This is a genomic window from Bifidobacterium moukalabense DSM 27321, from assembly GCF_000522505.1.
Taxonomy (GTDB): domain Bacteria; phylum Actinomycetota; class Actinomycetes; order Actinomycetales; family Bifidobacteriaceae; genus Bifidobacterium; species Bifidobacterium moukalabense.
The window spans coordinates 73,087-88,104 of record NZ_AZMV01000004.1; the positions used below are offsets into that span (position 1 = coordinate 73,087).

At 57.7% G+C, this 15,018-nt stretch carries 15 protein-coding genes; 12 read left to right on the forward strand and 3 right to left on the reverse strand.

Features of this window, described 5'->3' with window-relative positions; all coding sequences use genetic code 11:
• Positions 1-27: 27 nt before the first annotated feature.
• Complete coding sequence (locus tag BMOU_RS11550; protein ID WP_081738493.1) at positions 28-279, reverse strand: hypothetical protein; 252 nt, start codon at positions 277-279, stop codon at positions 28-30.
• Here BMOU_RS11550 and BMOU_RS11555 point away from each other — a divergent pair.
• From BMOU_RS11555 to BMOU_RS04380, 3 genes are all read left to right on the forward strand, one after another.
• Positions 269-922, forward strand: coding sequence for a TMEM43 family protein (locus BMOU_RS11555; protein ID WP_235143704.1), 654 nt, complete (start codon positions 269-271; stop codon positions 920-922). The genes BMOU_RS11550 and BMOU_RS11555 overlap by 11 nt on opposite strands.
• 104 nt (positions 923-1,026) lie before the next feature.
• Positions 1,027-1,227, forward strand: a complete 201-nt coding sequence (locus BMOU_RS04375) for a hypothetical protein (RefSeq protein ID WP_034875233.1) — start codon at positions 1,027-1,029, stop codon at positions 1,225-1,227.
• Positions 1,220-1,552, forward strand: a complete 333-nt coding sequence (locus BMOU_RS04380; protein ID WP_051428909.1) for a type II toxin-antitoxin system RelE/ParE family toxin — start codon at positions 1,220-1,222, stop codon at positions 1,550-1,552. Before BMOU_RS04375 ends, BMOU_RS04380 begins: the two co-directional genes overlap by 8 nt.
• 105 nt (positions 1,553-1,657) lie before the next feature.
• On the opposite strand, the gene BMOU_RS04385 is transcribed toward BMOU_RS04380, so the two are convergent.
• Positions 1,658-3,010: a site-specific integrase gene (locus tag BMOU_RS04385; RefSeq protein ID WP_051428910.1), complete on the reverse strand. Its 1,353-nt coding sequence runs from the start codon at positions 3,008-3,010 to the stop codon at positions 1,658-1,660.
• 600 nt (positions 3,011-3,610) lie between these two features.
• On the opposite strand from BMOU_RS04385, the gene BMOU_RS04390 reads away from it, so the two are divergent.
• From BMOU_RS04390 to BMOU_RS04410, 5 genes are all read left to right on the forward strand, one after another.
• Positions 3,611-4,405 carry an SDR family NAD(P)-dependent oxidoreductase gene (locus tag BMOU_RS04390; RefSeq protein ID WP_034875235.1) on the forward strand — a complete coding sequence of 265 codons (795 nt, stop codon included), beginning with the start codon at positions 3,611-3,613 and terminating at the stop codon, positions 4,403-4,405.
• A gap of 385 nt (positions 4,406-4,790) precedes the next feature.
• The gene (locus tag BMOU_RS04395; protein ID WP_034875237.1) at positions 4,791-5,795 is read left to right on the forward strand and encodes an aldo/keto reductase; all 1,005 of its coding nucleotides are present in this window, start codon (positions 4,791-4,793) and stop codon (positions 5,793-5,795) included.
• Positions 5,796-5,998: 203 nt separating this feature from the next.
• Positions 5,999-7,753 (forward strand): 1-deoxy-D-xylulose-5-phosphate synthase, encoded by a 1,755-nt coding sequence (locus BMOU_RS04400; RefSeq protein ID WP_034875239.1) that lies wholly within the window; start codon positions 5,999-6,001, stop codon positions 7,751-7,753.
• A gap of 302 nt (positions 7,754-8,055) precedes the next feature.
• The gene (locus BMOU_RS04405; RefSeq protein WP_034875241.1) at positions 8,056-8,646 is read left to right on the forward strand and encodes a TMEM175 family protein; all 591 of its coding nucleotides are present in this window, start codon (positions 8,056-8,058) and stop codon (positions 8,644-8,646) included.
• A gap of 94 nt (positions 8,647-8,740) precedes the next feature.
• Entirely contained in the window at positions 8,741-9,541 is an 801-nt protein-coding gene (locus tag BMOU_RS04410) for an alpha/beta fold hydrolase (protein WP_034875242.1), read from the forward strand.
• Positions 9,542-9,592: 51 nt separating this feature from the next.
• Here BMOU_RS04410 and BMOU_RS04415 read toward each other — a convergent pair whose 3' ends face one another.
• On the reverse strand, positions 9,593-10,348 hold the full coding sequence (locus tag BMOU_RS04415) for a C40 family peptidase (protein WP_034875244.1): 756 nt from the start codon (positions 10,346-10,348) through the stop codon (positions 9,593-9,595).
• A 465-nt stretch (positions 10,349-10,813) separates the two neighbouring features.
• Here BMOU_RS04415 and BMOU_RS04420 point away from each other — a divergent pair, with 465 nt between their 5' ends.
• The 4 genes from BMOU_RS04420 to BMOU_RS04435 all read left to right on the forward strand — a co-directional run bounded on the left by BMOU_RS04420 (position 10,814) and on the right by BMOU_RS04435 (position 14,901).
• Complete coding sequence (locus BMOU_RS04420; protein ID WP_235143705.1) at positions 10,814-11,800, forward strand: zinc-binding dehydrogenase; 987 nt, start codon at positions 10,814-10,816, stop codon at positions 11,798-11,800.
• A gap of 103 nt (positions 11,801-11,903) precedes the next feature.
• The gene (locus BMOU_RS04425) at positions 11,904-12,674 is read left to right on the forward strand and encodes an ATP-binding cassette domain-containing protein (protein WP_051428911.1); all 771 of its coding nucleotides are present in this window, start codon (positions 11,904-11,906) and stop codon (positions 12,672-12,674) included.
• Positions 12,662-14,188: an ABC transporter permease/substrate-binding protein gene (locus tag BMOU_RS04430; RefSeq protein ID WP_034875246.1), complete on the forward strand. Its 1,527-nt coding sequence runs from the start codon at positions 12,662-12,664 to the stop codon at positions 14,186-14,188. The genes BMOU_RS04425 and BMOU_RS04430 overlap by 13 nt, the downstream gene beginning before the upstream one ends.
• Positions 14,185-14,901, forward strand: a complete 717-nt coding sequence (locus BMOU_RS04435) for a TraX family protein (protein ID WP_034875248.1) — start codon at positions 14,185-14,187, stop codon at positions 14,899-14,901. The genes BMOU_RS04430 and BMOU_RS04435 overlap by 4 nt, the downstream gene beginning before the upstream one ends.
• The last annotated feature ends 117 nt before the right edge of the window (positions 14,902-15,018 follow it).

Here is a 15,018-nt window from a genome sequence, read left to right on the forward strand (position 1 = left end):
AAACGAATCTCCTCGCAGCTTGAATGGTCATGGGGATATTTTTTGTTGGCGGCAAATGAGTCTATTGCGGACCTTGCGGAACGTCCGTTCGATGGTTGTGGGAGGGAGCAGCCATTCGTCCAGCATGCATGAGTGGAAAAGCATGGTGTCGTTCATGAACAGGGCGATGAGCGATCCCGAAATCAGGATCAGGGAGGAAAAAGAATGACCAAAGTGACGTTTACGTATAAAATGTAGAACATCAAGCAGGCGAAGAAGGAAGAAAATCATGTTCGGCATCTACGGGCTTGCCCTATACCTGGTCGTCATCGCGATCGGTGTGGTGATCTGGGCGTTGCTAATGCTCATCGCCTTCGCGATAGGCCTGGTCACCCATCCCATCCGCACCCTGGCGATCGTGCTTCAGAAAATCGCCGGCCTCGCCGCCGGCCTCGCGCTGATCGTAGCCGTGATCGCATGGTTCTGGTACGACCACAGCAAACCGGATTTCATTCCGACGTTCGCGGGGTCGATAGGTGTGATCGTCCTCGGCGTCATCGTCTACACATTCGCCCAATGGCTGCTTGACCGGCCCACCAGGGCGGAACGCCGCGCCATGGCGGCCATGCCGGCCGTCTCTTCGTCGCCGTCGCATGATGCGGTCATCAATGGCGGTCTCGCCCGGACCCCGTGGCCGGTGAAATGGTGGGCGGAGGACGGAAACCGTGTGTGGATCGCCTGGCAGGCGCAGCAGGAGACGGAGGAATATTCCCGGGGCGACATCATCGTCGAGGAGTACCGTGACGTCGAATACGGCGGCATCGAGAGGCATGCGGAATCCTACATCCATCATCGGCGTGGAGCCGATCCCAGACGATTGATCGGGGAGAACATCGCCCTGTTCATGAACGACGGCATCCTCCCCGTGGTCCATTCACGGTAATCGATTGCCCGAGAACCACAAATTCTACGGCCATGTTCCACGCCTAGGAATGCCACAGCCAATGATTGTAGAATGGCGAATACAGACGAAACGGAGGTGTGGAAATGACGATGATCGAATCCCTGCCCGGATATGCCGAGGCGGAGGCGGTGGCCAAGGCCCGTGGGTCCAACCTGGTGGACATGATCAGCGCGTATCTCGCCGGAGTGGCGGCCGGAGGGGATGCCGTGACCGTGATGCGCACGCCTGACGAGGTGCGTGACCATTTCGGCAAGCTGATGGACGAGACGTCGCAGGATGTATGAGATAGACTCGCATTCCAGGGAGTTCGACAAGGACTTCAAACGGCTGGCCCGATACGACAGGGCTCTGGCGCGCGAACTCGTGGAGCTGATCGCCGACGAGCTGATGCCCAACGGCCGGGTTCCGGACTCCTACCGGCCGCATGTGCTGGACAATCCGGGAGGACTGTACAACGGCTGCATGGAATTCCATCTTGCCGATGATGTGCTGGTCCTGTACTATCCGCCGACGCCGCGCGACGTGATACATCTGCGGGTGATCCGCACCCACGAGGAGCTGTCCACGGGACGGTACTCCAGGGAATGGCCGACGAGTCAATCCGAATAGTCATCCGTGGCATCCACCGTATATCGCGGTATGTCGGTACTTGCCGGAATCGGTATGTGCCGGCATACCGTTGGGGAAACGTAATCATTGCGTCCCTGTTTTTACCTATTCGCGTCTTCCGTCCTGATTATTCGTCTTGATTGCGTCTTCCAGGATGGAGGCGAGCTCCTCCAGGCATTCGCGGATACGCTTATAGGTGGCGTCGGAATCCGCGGGGTCGGTCATGGTACCGTCCGGTGGCTTGAGGGCCGCCGCCGGTTCGTGGCCATCGTGGGCCATGGCCTCGGCCATGCGGTTGACGACCAGCCGGCGGTGTTCCGGGATGGTGCGCGCGTAATGTTTCAGGACCACTTCCATGGTCTGGTCGCCGATCTCGTCCATCGCCTCGCGGACGGTGCCGCCGTATTGCATCAGCAGTGTCGTGTGGGTGACACGAAGCGTGCGGAAGGTCACGGCCTGGTGCAGTCCGATCCGTTCCCTGGCCTTCTTCAATTGGCTGGTCAGGGTGGTCTGGGCGATGACCTCGCCGCGTCTGGCCTGCAACAGCATCGGATCGTCCGGATCGAGTTGGTCCAAGTGCTCCTTGAGCAATGGGATGACCAGATCGGGAATGGGGCAGGTACGGCGTGAGTGAGGGGTCTTCGTCCTTCCCAGGCGGCTCCTGCCCAGATCATCCGCTCCGCGGTTCACGCTGTACCGGACGGTCAGGGTACGCTCCTCCAGATCGATGTCCTCACGTTGCAATGCGCACAGTTCGCCGGTCCTCAGCCCGCCGACCATCGCGGCCAGGTAGACCGCGATCCGCGTGTATGCGGGCATTGCGGTGTATAGCATCCTCAAGGTCTCGCCGTCCACCGGCTGGATCCGCCATGATTTGGGGTCCGGATCCGGTGGGATGGGCAGCATGAAAGGATTCGTCTCGATGAGAGGAGAGGCTCCGTCGCTTGGTCTCGTGGCTTCCTCCAGGATCGATTTGAGGCGTTCGCGCTCCCTCTTGAACTCCCATGGGCCTTCGGGATGTTCCATTTCGTACCATTCATGGATCATCGCGGGTGTGATGCTCGTGAGCGGTGTCGTTCCGAACGCCGCTCTCAGGTGGGCGATGTCGGCGCGGAGATTGCGTTTTGAACTGCCCGTGAGGGGCTGCCCGTCCTTTCGGCGGTGGGTGGCGATGTAGTGGTCGGCCCATTGGTCGAATGTGAGATGCGGCGTCGTCCCTTTTTTCCTTCTTTCCGGCCATGGCACCCACTTTTGGATGCCGCGGCGGTCAAGGTCCACGAGGAGCTTTTCCTCCTCGAGCCAGCTTTGTGCCTGGATCCTGCCGTCCCTGCCGAATGAGCGTTGGCAACGGACTCCCTTGTAGGTGTATCGTCCGATCCATGTCCGGGTCTTGCCGCTGGGGTTCCTTCTGAGCAGCACGGTCCCGAATTGGCGTCTCTTTTTCCTCTTCTCTGCCATGTGGCCGTCCTTTTTCCGGTTATAGAAACAGCCCGTCGGAAAATGTTCCTTGGGTTAATGTGTCACCCTAGGAGACGCTTTCGCGACGGGCTGAAACGGGGAATCAGGCTCAGGCTTTGTGGGAGATGCGCATGCAGGCTGTGATCGTCATGACGTAAAGCAGGAGGAGATAGGCGGGGTCGGGGATGACGGGACCAGGCTCGTCGGTCTGGCCTATGGTCATGGGTTCGAGCCCCACCGGGGGCACCGGCGCGACGAACGGCCTCGGGCGGGCGACACCCGCCGGGCCGTCCCGTTTCCTTCGGCCTCGGTCCTGCGTATCTTCTCCAGGAATTCCTGATCCTGCCGATAGTGTTTTTCGTCAAGCAGGTCATCGACAGCTACACCAAGCCCCACTGCGATAGTGAACGGATGTGAAGATTTAACGGGAGAGGTTTCCCACAGGACATGACGCCTTGGATGAAGGAACCATATGAGGCTGTTACACAGCGACGTTGCACTCGGCCTGACAATTCACCGTCTATGATTGTCGGATAAAACGAGACATACGATATCGAGAAACAAATGCGGATACAGGAATCAACGAAGGAGGAAATCAAAATGGTAAACACAGCACTCATTACCGGATCCTATGGCGGACTCGGCACATGCTTCGTCGGCATTCATGCAGAAAGGGGCGGCGACCTTATTCTGGTCGGCAGAAGCCAGGCAAAGCTTGAGGCACAGGCGAAGGAAGTGGAAGAAAAGTATCACGTGACTGTGCATACGATCGCAGCGGATCTCTCCGCTCCGGAGGCGGCCCAGAACATCTACGACACCTGCAAAAGCAATAGCTGGACGGTCGATGTTCTGATCAACAATGCGGGTTTCGGTGGACGAGGCGATTTTACAAGGGAGCGCACCATGGAGCAGGATATGTCCATGATTGCCGTCAACATCGAAACGCCTACGAGGCTTATGAAGCTCTTCTTGTCGGACATGGTGAAACGCGGCAGTGGCAAGGTGCTAAATGTCAGCTCTACAGCGGCGACCTTGCCGGGTCCGCTCCAGGCGGTCTATTATGCCACCAAGGCATATGTGACCAGTGTGTCCAATGCCATCTGGAGGGAGCTGCAGGGTACTGGAGTAACGGTGACCGCCTTGATGCCGGGTGCCATGAGAACGGGGTTTGCCGATACAGGAGGGCTTGCGGATACCAAGCTCTTCTCCAATGCGGTCGATCCCAAGCAGGTCGCACTGGATGGCTATAACGGTATGCTGAAAGGCGAGCTCAATGTCATCAGCGGGCTTCCGGGAATGCAGAAGCCGATGATGTCACTGGCGCCGATGTTCCCGAAGAAGGCCATGCTGAACTTCGTCTACAACCAGCAGATCGCAGGAAGCGCCGACAAGTAAAAGGAAAATCCGATTATGCCACCGGTAGGCGCATTCCTCCGGAGGAGACAGGGTCGCATATGGCTTGCCATGACGGGCCGGACGACGGAGAGGACTCCCTCATACTCCTTCCTGTAAGACGCGGTAGCCACGTTCCGGTGTTGGCGCGGGATCATGGTCTCGGCCATGCGGGTGGCGACCGGTCTTTGCTGTTACGGGATGGGGTAGGTGCCGACGGGAGCGCGGGTAAAATCGATGGAAGGCCCGTATCGAGACGCAAGGGGCAAAGCTGCTGGAAGCCTGGGCGCCTAAGTCTCGTGCAGGCAGCGAAGATTTGGTTGCGTGGGTCGATGATGACTCTAAGCTCTCAGAGAAATGCACATCGAAATCTGCGGGAGGAAAACAGATGGATGTACGCAAACTAGGAAATATCGAAGTATCGCCCATCGGCATGGGCTGCATGGGTCTCAGCCATGGATATGGGGAGATTCCGGACAGGGCCTACAGCATCGAGGCCATTCGCAAAGCCTATGCATTTGGCTGCACCTTCTTTGATACCGCCGAGGCCTACGGACCTCGGCCGGGAGTCCTGGGGCATAATGAACGTATCGTAGGGGAGGCCGTCCATGACTTCCGTAGGGCGGTCGTTTTGGCGACGAAACTGCACCTGGACACCAATGAGGTTTCCGCAAAGGGCCTGGAGGTCGTTGTAAGGGAGCATCTGACGGCTTCTCTGGATCGCCTTCGGACCGACTATGTCGATGTTTATTATCTGCACCGAATCAACCCGGACATTCCCGTGGAGGATGTGGCCGGGGTGATGGGAATACTCGTCCAGGACGGTCTGATCCGTGGCTGGGGGCTTTCCCAGGTGGATGCGGATACGATCCGGCGGGCCCATGAGGTGACGCCGCTCTCGGCAGTGCAGAATATCTATTCCATGCTGGAGCGCGGCGTCGAGGAGGAGGTCATTCCGTATTGCCTTGCGCATGATATAGGTGTTGTTCCTTTCTCCCCGATTGCCAGCGGATTTCTGTCGGGCAAGGTGACGGCCGGCTCGGACTTCTCCCACAGCGACGACGTGCGAAAATATGTCCCTCAGCTACGCACGGAGAATATGGAAGCCAACCAGCCGATCCTTGACCTTCTGGAAAGCTATGCGGAGCGTAAGAACGCGACCAAGGCGCAGATCTCCCTGAGTTGGATGTTGCACAAGTATCCCAATGTGGTGCCGATTCCCGGCTCCAAAAATCAGGAGCGTATTCTAGAAAACCTAGGCGCATGGAACGTGCATCTGACCGATGGCGAGTTTGCGGCATTGGAGGCAGGGCTCGCACGAATTCCCGTGCACGGACATCGTGGATTCGTGGAACGGCAAGGCAGCAGCATGGCGAATTGGAATCGAAGATAATAGGCGGCAGTTTGAATCGTTGTCGGAACCCCCGGTATTTCCCGGCATTCCGACTGACGGGGCACAATTGGATATTACGCCTTCAGCCGGAATGCCGGGAAATATCGGAGAATGCCTTTCCTCAAGCCCTATACACTGTCCCGTATGGATCGGCGGATGCGATTCTCAATGTCCGCTCGATGAAGATTTAGGAGATGAAACCCATGTATGAGGTGTTGAGCAGGATTCACGGGCCGGAGGATGTCAAGTCGCTGGACGATGAGGAGCTGGTCCGGCTCGCTGCGGATATCCGTGACGCGCTGATGAACAGGATCTCCAAAGCCGGAGGTCATTTCGGACCGAACTTCGGCGTCGTCGAGGCTACGATCGCATTGCATTATGTGTTCGACTCCCCGAAGGACAAGTTCGTTTTCGATGTCTCCCATCAAAGCTATCCGCACAAGATTCTTACCGGCAGAGCGGAGGCCTATACGAATCCGGAACGTTTCCGGGACGTGTCCGGCTATACCAACCCCGAGGAAAGCGAACACGACTTCTTCAATGTCGGCCACACTTCCACATCGATAGCCCTTGCCAGTGGCCTGGCGGAAGGTAGGAACCTGCTCGGCGGCCATGAGAACATCATCGCGCTGATCGGTGACGGGGCATTGTCCGGCGGTGAGGCGTTGGAGGCCCTGGACTATGCGGGCTCGGAGATGAAGGGCAATTTCATCATCGTCGTCAACGACAACCAGCAGGCCATCGCGGAGGTGCATGGCGGGCTCTACGAAAATCTGAAACTGCTTCGCGAAACCGATGGGCAGGCGGAAAACAACCTGTTCCGTGCGATGGGGCTCGACTATGTGTATGAAGCCGAGGGCAACGATGTGCTGAGACTGATTGATGTTTTCAGGAAAGTGAAGGATATCGACCATCCGATCGTGGTGCACATCAACACCGTCAAAGGCAAGGGGTACGGGATTGCCGAAAAGAACAAGGAGGCGTGGCACTACACGGCACCATTCGACCCGAACACCGGCAGGCCGGCCATCTCCTTCGGCGATACGGAAAGGTACACGGATCTGACCGCCGCATATCTCATGGACAAGGCGAAAAAGGATGGTTCGTTCATCGTGGTCACTCCGGCGATGCCCGGCGCAGCCGGACTGACACCGCAGATGCGCGAAGAACTGGGAATCCAATACCGGGATGTGGGCATTGCCGAGGAGCAGGCCGTGGCGATGGCGTCAGGCATCGCGAAAAACGGCGGCAAACCAGTCGTCATCACGGCGGCGACCTTCATGCAGAGGGCCTTCGACCAGATATCGCAGGACGTCTGCATCAACAATACGCCGGTCACCATCGTTCTGAACTATGCATCCGTCATGGCGATGAATGATGTCACGCATCTTGGCATCTACGCGATATCGGCCTTCTCCAACATCCCGAATCTTGTTGTACTGGCCCCGACCAGCGGACGGGAGTACCGGGCGATGCTGTCGTGGGCCGTGGATCAGAAGGACCATCCGGTGATGATTCTGATGCCGCACGGGAGGGTCACGGATGACGAAAGGACCGTGGATGGGGATTATTCCGATCTGAACAGATTCAAGGTGGAACAGCGCGGCAGCAAGGTCGCGATTCTTGCGCTGGGCGACTTCTACGGGATAGGGAAGAAGGTTGCGGAAGCGTATGAACGTCGTACTGGCATACAGCCGACCCTGATCAATCCCCGGTTTGCATCCGGCATCGATGCCGAACTGCTGGAAGGCCTGAAAGCGGACCATGATAGGATCGTCACCTTGGAAGACGGCATAGTGGACGGCGGTTTCGGCCAGAAGATCAGCGCGTTCTACGCGGATTCGGACATGAAGGTGATCAGCTACGGCATGGAGAAGGAATTCTATGACCGCTATGATTCACGGCGACTGCTCAAGGATCTTGGTATCGATCCCGAGATGATCGCCGAAACGCTCTGATTTCACCACCTGCCGTATATCCATAGCCAATGCCAAACGGATTTTCCGGCTTCGGTGCTTTTTCTGGTGAAGAAAGCCATGGAATGTGCTTCGATGGCAAAAGGACAGGCGATGGTGAGTGGAGGGCAGGCCGTGGTTCGGTTGAGCTGGATGACGTTCTCCGGCCTGCGAATGTGTCATCGGTCCTTATGGCGATGAAGCCCCCGAGGATGTCCACCTATGTTCGGCGGAGAGTGAAATCAAGCGTAACGGTTATACGCTGATCGGAAAAGTTACGGCGCCGACAAGGAGGAACTGGATTGATGGAGAAGGACAGGCTGGGGGCGTTCGTGGACGCGGTTCTGGCGATCATCATGACCATACTGGTTCTGGAGCTGCCCAGACCGGAGACATATGACCTTGCCGGCCTATGGGCGCTCCGTACGAACTTCTTCGCCTACGCCCTGTCGTTCTTCTGGCTGGGAGCCATGTGGGTCAACATCCATTACTCCTACCATGCGGTGGAACGAATCAACCAGAAAACGGTATGGAGCGCCGTCATCATGTTGTTTTTCTCCTCGTTCTACCCGTATGCGACGAAGCTGGTCGCCGATGCCTTCTGGAACAGGACCATACAGGTCCTCTATGGTGCAGTGGTGCTGCTGATCACCGTTGCCGTACTCGGGTACTACAGGCAACTGCGTCTCATCAACGGAGGGGAGGGGATGCGCAGTCTCGTGCTGCACCGGCGAAGGTGGATCCACATCGACATAGTGCTGAAGATCGTGGGACTGGTTCTCTCAGCCACATTCTTCCCGCCGGCATCGAGCATCGCGGTACTCGTCACCTTGCTGGTTCTGGTGATTCCCAGTCAGCTGGCCCAAGACAATACCGTCAATGCCGTGGAACGCTGAAACGTCCGGTTCTTAGGGGTGATTTCTCACTATGTGGGTCAACGGAGACGAACGCGACTCTACTGGAAGGAGCGATGGAAGAGGTGGGACTCATATGAAGGAAAAGGTTCTGAAAACACATAAAGGCGTCATTCACTATTGGTATGCGAAAAACGAAGATAAAAATGCAAACACGATCTTCTTTCTTCATGGACTTACCGCAGATCATAGTATGTTCGAAGAACAAATAGCATGCTTCAAAGAAGAGCATAATGTACTGGCGTGGGATGCCCCGGCACATGGAAAGTCCCGACCATTTGAGACATTTAATTTTGAGGATTCTTCTGAATATATCAGAGATATCATTAATGAATGCTCTATTGACAAAGCAGTCTTCGTAGGGCAGTCCTTAGGTGGATATTTCTCCCAATCCTTTATAAAACGATATCCGGAGCGTGTTAAAGGATTCGTCTCAATCGACAGCACCCCTTATGGCCATACGTATTATTCCAAGTTGGATATCTGGATTCTGAAGCGGATTGAGTGGATGGCCATGTGTTATCCCCTTCGCTGGATGAAAAGGGCGATGGCGAAGCGAGTCTCCGTTTCAAAAAGAGCATATGACAATATGATGCAGATGCTTTCGATTTATGAAAAAAGAGAATTATGCCATCTTATGGGACTTGGATATGCAGGTTTCCTTCAAGATAATTGCGATCTGGAAATCCCATGTCCGGTACAACTTATTTATGGAGAAAAAGACAAGACCGGAAAGGTCAAAGACTATAACAGGGAGTGGGCCAAGCGAACACATTATCCGCTGCAAATAATCAATGATGCCGCGCATAATGCGAATGTGGATAACCCGCAAGCCGTGAATGATTGCATTCGTTCTTTTTTAGCAACACTGCAATAACGGGATGGAGGGTTTTCATCTTCGGTAAACAGGAGACCGACCCTCCATCTTTCAGATGACTCGACGAATCGCGTACGCTGAGGAAAACGCGTTCGACACCGATGCCAATCCCGTACCCTGTGACGGACTCATGGCGTTCATCACCATGCCATTACCCACATAGATGGCCGCATGCTGGCCATTGGCGATGATGTCGCCCGGCTGTGCCTCCGCCAACGAACCGACCGGCGAACCTACCGTCATCTGTGAACCGGACGTGCGCGGCAGGCTCACACCGAACTGGGCATACACATACTGGACGAAACCGGAGCAATCCCACCCGGACGGCTGGTTACCGCCGTACACATACGGATAGCCGGAATATTGCATGGCGTATTCGGCGACCGCCTGCCCAGTCTTCGACGCCGAAGCGGTGATGGTGGATGATTCGGTGCGCTCGCCGCTCCGGCTTGCCTCGCCAGTCTGCTGTTGAGCCTGTGCCTGCGTCTGAGCCTGCGCTTGGGCCTCCTGCTGTTGGCGTTCGGCCTCGGCTTTGGCGGTGGCCTCCGCGTCCTTTTCCGCCTGCGACTTGGTCTGTGGCACGTCCAACGATTCGATGCCGCCCCAATCCGTGTCCGTGTCGACATCGGTGTCGGCGGATTCCGCCAACAGGTCACGATGGACTGCGGACTGTTTAGGGAAGGAGCGTACCGACACGATGGTGTCGTCGGACGTGACGGTGGCGGCGTCGGCGGGGATGGAGAGACCGGCGGACAATATGAGGGACAATGCCAGTGTGCCTGTCGCGGCCTGTCCGCATGCTCTCATTCGTTCACCCCTTGCATAACGTCGAATCATGTTGAAGTTGCGCATGATTGTAGCAGTCGTTCCTGCTGACCTCCCCGTCAACGTTCGGATGGCCCGAGGGCCCTATTGCAAACGATGATAGGCGTTCGCGCGGTGGGCCATACCGGAATCAGGGGGAGAGTACACGCCATGATTGCCCCCTTCGTCGGCGGTCCGGTCGCAGACCGGATCGTGGGTGAAGAGGAGCCGGCAAAACGGTCCGTTCGTTATACGGAAAGAAATGTCAGATTCTTGGCCGTGACCATACGCCATAACGGAGGCGGTTCCTCGAGGCGCTCGCGAATGCGTTTTGATCTCATCACTTCGGTACGACGGGCCGATTAGGGCCCCTAAACGGTCCCCATAAACCGGGCGCTGGTACGGTTGCCATACCAACCGATGCGTTCCCATGCCGTAGGGCGTGGGCCGGAAGGAAAAGAGGTTGTCATGGTTGACGAAGAGATGTCCGCGGTGATTCTACGAAACCCTGGAGGCCCCGAAGCGCTCGAACTGGTACGCATGCCAATACCGCAGGTGCGGGCCGGATGGAGCTTGGTCAAAGTGATGGGATTCGGCATCAACCATTCTGAGATCTTCACCCGGCAGGGACTGTCTCCCGACGTACGCCTGCCCCGTGTTCTCGGTATCGAATGCGTCGGAATCATCGAACGTACCACTGACGAGGACCGTCTGCCGCTGGGAGCAACGGTCGTCTCGCTGATGGGAGGCATGGGAAGGCAGTTCGACGGTGGCTATGCGCAGTACACGTTGATTCCCAACGAACAGATATATCCGGTGCATACGAATCTGCCATGGCGGAACCTGGCGGCAATACCTGAGACCTACTATACGGCCTACCAGTCGATGCTCGCATTGGATATGCGACCGGGTGACGATGTGCTGGTGAGGGCTGGATCCAGCGGTGTGGGCGTGGCCTTCGCCCGTCTGGTCAAGGCCCGTCATCCTGACGTGCGTTTGACAGCATCCACAAGGCATTGGGGTAAGGAACGGCAGCTGCAGGCCGTCGGTTTCGATCGCACCGTCCTGGATGCCGACGGCACGCTGGACATTGAGCCGGACGAACGCTTCGACAGGATTCTCGAACTGGTGGGGCCGGCCACTTTGCGCGACTCCATCGCACATACGCGACAGGCTGGCGTGGTATGCGTCACCGGATTGCTTGGCGGGCAATGGACGATCGACGATTTCGACCCGATCATGGACCTGCGGCATCACATCCGTCTCACGGGTTGCTATTCGGGAGATATCGATGAGCGGGCCGTCCAGGATATGTTCGCATTCATCGAACGCTGGAACGTGCCCACCGAACCCGAACGGGTGTTCGGCCTTGACCAGATCAGGCAGGCTCATGAGTATGTGGAGCATGAGGGCGGTTTCGGCAAGACCGTGGTTCTCAACGATACGGAGCGATGAGTATGGCTATCTGGCGGGATGGGCGCCGTGAATGCCCCGCGGATGCGGATCCGTGTCGTGGGCGTGCCCAAGGCAGGGAATCGGCTGGTCCGGGAGAAATTCGATGATTGTGTTCGACAAGGTGGGCAAGGATTATGGGACCGCCGCGGTGGTCGATAACGTGTCGCTCGACATCGCCGACGGTGAATTGTTCGTGCTCGTGGGACCGAGCGGCAGCGGCAAGACGACCATGTTGAAGATGGTCAATCGCCTGGTCGACCCCTCCCGCGGCGATATCCGCATTGACGGCAGATCCATTCGGGATATGGATCCCAGGACGCTCCGTCTGGGCATGGGATACGTGTTGCAGCAGATCGCGTTGTTCCCGAATCTGAGCGTCGGTCAGAACGCGATGCTGACCGGCAGGCTCAAGGGATGGGATATGCGGCGTAGGGAGAAGCGGGCCCGTCATCTGCTTGACGAGGTGGGACTGCCTTCTACGCGATACTTCCAGCGCATGCCCCGGGAGTTGTCCGGTGGCGAACAGCAGCGGGTCGGCATTGTACGCGCCCTGCTGACGGGGCCGGACATCATGCTCATGGATGAACCGTTCAGCGCGCTTGACCCCATCTCCCGTAGGCAGTTGCAGGAACTGACGCTGCGGTTGCACCAGTCGCTGGGAATCACCATCATGCTGGTCACCCACGATATAGACGAGGCGCTGCTCATGGCCGATCGCATCGCGGTGCTGCATAGCGGGCATATCGAACAGGTGGGCGCGCCGAAGGAGGTGACGGGCAATCCTTCGACCGCATTCGTGCGGGAGTTCTTTGGGATCGGCACGCGGATGCGGCGTGAGGAGGAACGGGGGAAGGCTGCATCATGGGAACACTGATGGAGACATGGCGGGAGCGATTCCCCGATTGGACGCAGGCGCTACTGGAACATATGCAGGTTTCGTTGCTGTCACTCATGCTGGCGGTGGCCATCGCAGTACCGTTGGGCATCCTGTTGCGTCGGCATGGCAGGACGTCGGAGGCCGCACTGCATGTGACCGGCATCGTGCAGACGATCCCATCACTGGCGTTGCTGGGTCTGCTGATACCGATCATCGGTATCGGCGCGACACCGGCGGTGATCGCGCTGGTCGCCTACGCGCTATTCCCGATTCTGCAGGCCACCATCACCGGTCTCAAAGGCATCGACCCCACGTTGGAGGAGGCGGGCGACGCCTTCGGCATGACCGATTGGCAGAAGCTGCGCATATTCGAGTTGCCGTTGGCCATGCCCGTCATCGTGGCAGGCATACGGACCTCCGCCGTGATGATCATCGGCACCGCGACGCTGGCCGCGCTCATCGGGGCGGGAGGCTTGGGATCCTTCATCCTATTGGGCATCGATCGCAACGACAATGCGCTCATTCTCATCGGCGCCATCTCGGCGGCGGTGCTGGCGATGGCATTCAATGCCGCTATCCGCTGGATGGAGCGACTGCCGTTGCGTCGTCTGTGTGCCGCGGCTGTGGCTGTGGTCATGGCATTGGGCGTTTCGTATGTGCCGGCGGTGATCGCCGACAGGACGGACCGGGGTGAGAGCATCGTCATCGCCGGCAAACTCGGTCCGGAACCGGAGATCCTCATGAACATGTACAAACTGCTCATCGAGGAGAACACGGACCTCAGGGTGACGGTCAAACCGAACTTCGGCAAGACGAGCTTCCTGTACGAGGCCCTCAAACGCGGCGACATCGACATCTACCCCGAATTCACCGGCACCATCGTGGAAAGTCTGCTGAAAACCAGACCCGCGACTTCCACGGATCCCGGAACGGTATACGAGCAGGCCCGCAAAGGCATCCGGTCCCAGGACGATCTCGTGTTGCTCAAACCGATGCTGTTCGAGGATACCTATGCGGTGGCCGTACGCAAGGATTACGCCGAAGAGCACGATCTGGCGGGCATCGAGGACCTATCCAAGGTGCAGGATACCGCGCTGGCCGGTTTCAGCTTGGAATTCAACGACCGTGAAGACGGCAACCGTGGTCTGCGCCGGGTGTACCAGCTCGATCTCAAGGTCAGGACGATGGAACCGTCCCTGCGTTATGAGGCATTGACCAACGGCGACGTACAGATCGTGGATGCCTACTCCACCGATGCGGAGATCAGCCAATATCATCTGGTGGCTCTGAAGGACACCAAACACATGTTTCCTCCGTATCAGGGCGCCCCGTTGATGAAGGCGTCTTTGCTGACGAGGCATCCTGAACTGGAACGGGTGCTCAACAAGCTTGCCGGGCGTATCAGCGACGACGAAATGAGCACGATGAACTACGAGGTGAAGGTCCGCGCACGTGCGGCCTCACAGGTGGCCAAGGAGTATCTGACGGGGCATGGGCTGTTGAAATCATGACCGGAATGAGGATGCGGCCGCCGTTGGACGCCACCATGTTGAAGCTCATAGCCCTTGTCTGCATGACCCTCGACCATGTCGGTGTCTTTCTTCTGCCGGACTTCATGGTCCTCCGTATGGCAGGCCGTCTCGCGTTCCCGATTTTCGCGTTCTTCATCGCCGAAGGCTGCGACCACACCCGGCACATGGCCCGTTATCTGCTTGCCGTGCTGTCGGTGGGCATGGTCTGCTCCAGTGCCTCCTATCTGGCCGAAGGTAGCCTATACCAGTCGATCATGATCACCTTCGCCTGCTCGATCGGGCTCATTCTTTCATTGGATAGGGCACGCGCCGCCTTACCGGTACGCGTGCCGGCCGATGGATTGTGGTGCGCCATGTTCCTCATGCTGTTGTCGGCCTGCTTCCTGCTGTTCCGTATGCGAATCGTCCCGGGTTTGGAAACGGACTACGGATTCTGGGGCGTGCTCACGCCGGTGCTGGCCTGGCTGGGCGGAGACATGAAGCGGAGACTGTCCGGACTGGCCTTCGGCCTCGCACTCGTCTGCATCGCTCCGGGAGGCCTACCCCTCGGCGTGCAGGCATGCTCCTTTTTGGCCTTGCCATTGCTCTCCTTATACAACGGGCGGCGAGGCGAACATTCATACCGGATGTTCTTCTATGCGTACTACCCGCTTCACATAGCCGTGCTTCACGGCATCGGCACGCTCCTATGACCATTGGCGGGAAACGATCGTCCCTCAATCCGCTACGCGCGATTTCGCCCTCCGACGAATGCAATGGACGAAGCCGGCGACCAAGGAGGGGAGGCCCCGTGCGTCTGTATACTTGAC

Excerpts from the sequence above, each read along its gene's own strand:
- BMOU_RS04430 (WP_034875246.1), top strand. The coding sequence starts at position 12,662 with ATGGGAACACTGATGGAGACATGGCGGGAGCGATTCCCCGATTGGACG.
- BMOU_RS04380 (WP_051428909.1), top strand. The coding sequence starts at position 1,220 with ATGTATGAGATAGACTCGCATTCCAGGGAGTTCGACAAGGACTTCAAA.
- BMOU_RS11555 (WP_235143704.1), top strand. The coding sequence starts at position 269 with ATGTTCGGCATCTACGGGCTTGCCCTATACCTGGTCGTCATCGCGATC.
- BMOU_RS04420 (WP_235143705.1), top strand. The coding sequence starts at position 10,814 with ATGGTTGACGAAGAGATGTCCGCGGTGATTCTACGAAACCCTGGAGGC.
- BMOU_RS04410 (WP_034875242.1), top strand. The coding sequence starts at position 8,741 with ATGAAGGAAAAGGTTCTGAAAACACATAAAGGCGTCATTCACTATTGG.
- BMOU_RS04405 (WP_034875241.1), top strand. The coding sequence starts at position 8,056 with ATGGAGAAGGACAGGCTGGGGGCGTTCGTGGACGCGGTTCTGGCGATC.
- BMOU_RS11550 (WP_081738493.1), bottom strand. The coding sequence starts at position 279 with ATGCCGAACATGATTTTCTTCCTTCTTCGCCTGCTTGATGTTCTACAT.
- BMOU_RS04375 (WP_034875233.1), top strand. The coding sequence starts at position 1,027 with ATGACGATGATCGAATCCCTGCCCGGATATGCCGAGGCGGAGGCGGTG.
- BMOU_RS04425 (WP_051428911.1), top strand. The coding sequence starts at position 11,904 with ATGATTGTGTTCGACAAGGTGGGCAAGGATTATGGGACCGCCGCGGTG.
- BMOU_RS04415 (WP_034875244.1), bottom strand. The coding sequence starts at position 10,348 with ATGAGAGCATGCGGACAGGCCGCGACAGGCACACTGGCATTGTCCCTC.
- BMOU_RS04395 (WP_034875237.1), top strand. The coding sequence starts at position 4,791 with ATGGATGTACGCAAACTAGGAAATATCGAAGTATCGCCCATCGGCATG.
- BMOU_RS04390 (WP_034875235.1), top strand. The coding sequence starts at position 3,611 with ATGGTAAACACAGCACTCATTACCGGATCCTATGGCGGACTCGGCACA.
- BMOU_RS04435 (WP_034875248.1), top strand. The coding sequence starts at position 14,185 with ATGACCGGAATGAGGATGCGGCCGCCGTTGGACGCCACCATGTTGAAG.
- BMOU_RS04400 (WP_034875239.1), top strand. The coding sequence starts at position 5,999 with ATGTATGAGGTGTTGAGCAGGATTCACGGGCCGGAGGATGTCAAGTCG.
- BMOU_RS04385 (WP_051428910.1), bottom strand. The coding sequence starts at position 3,010 with ATGGCAGAGAAGAGGAAAAAGAGACGCCAATTCGGGACCGTGCTGCTC.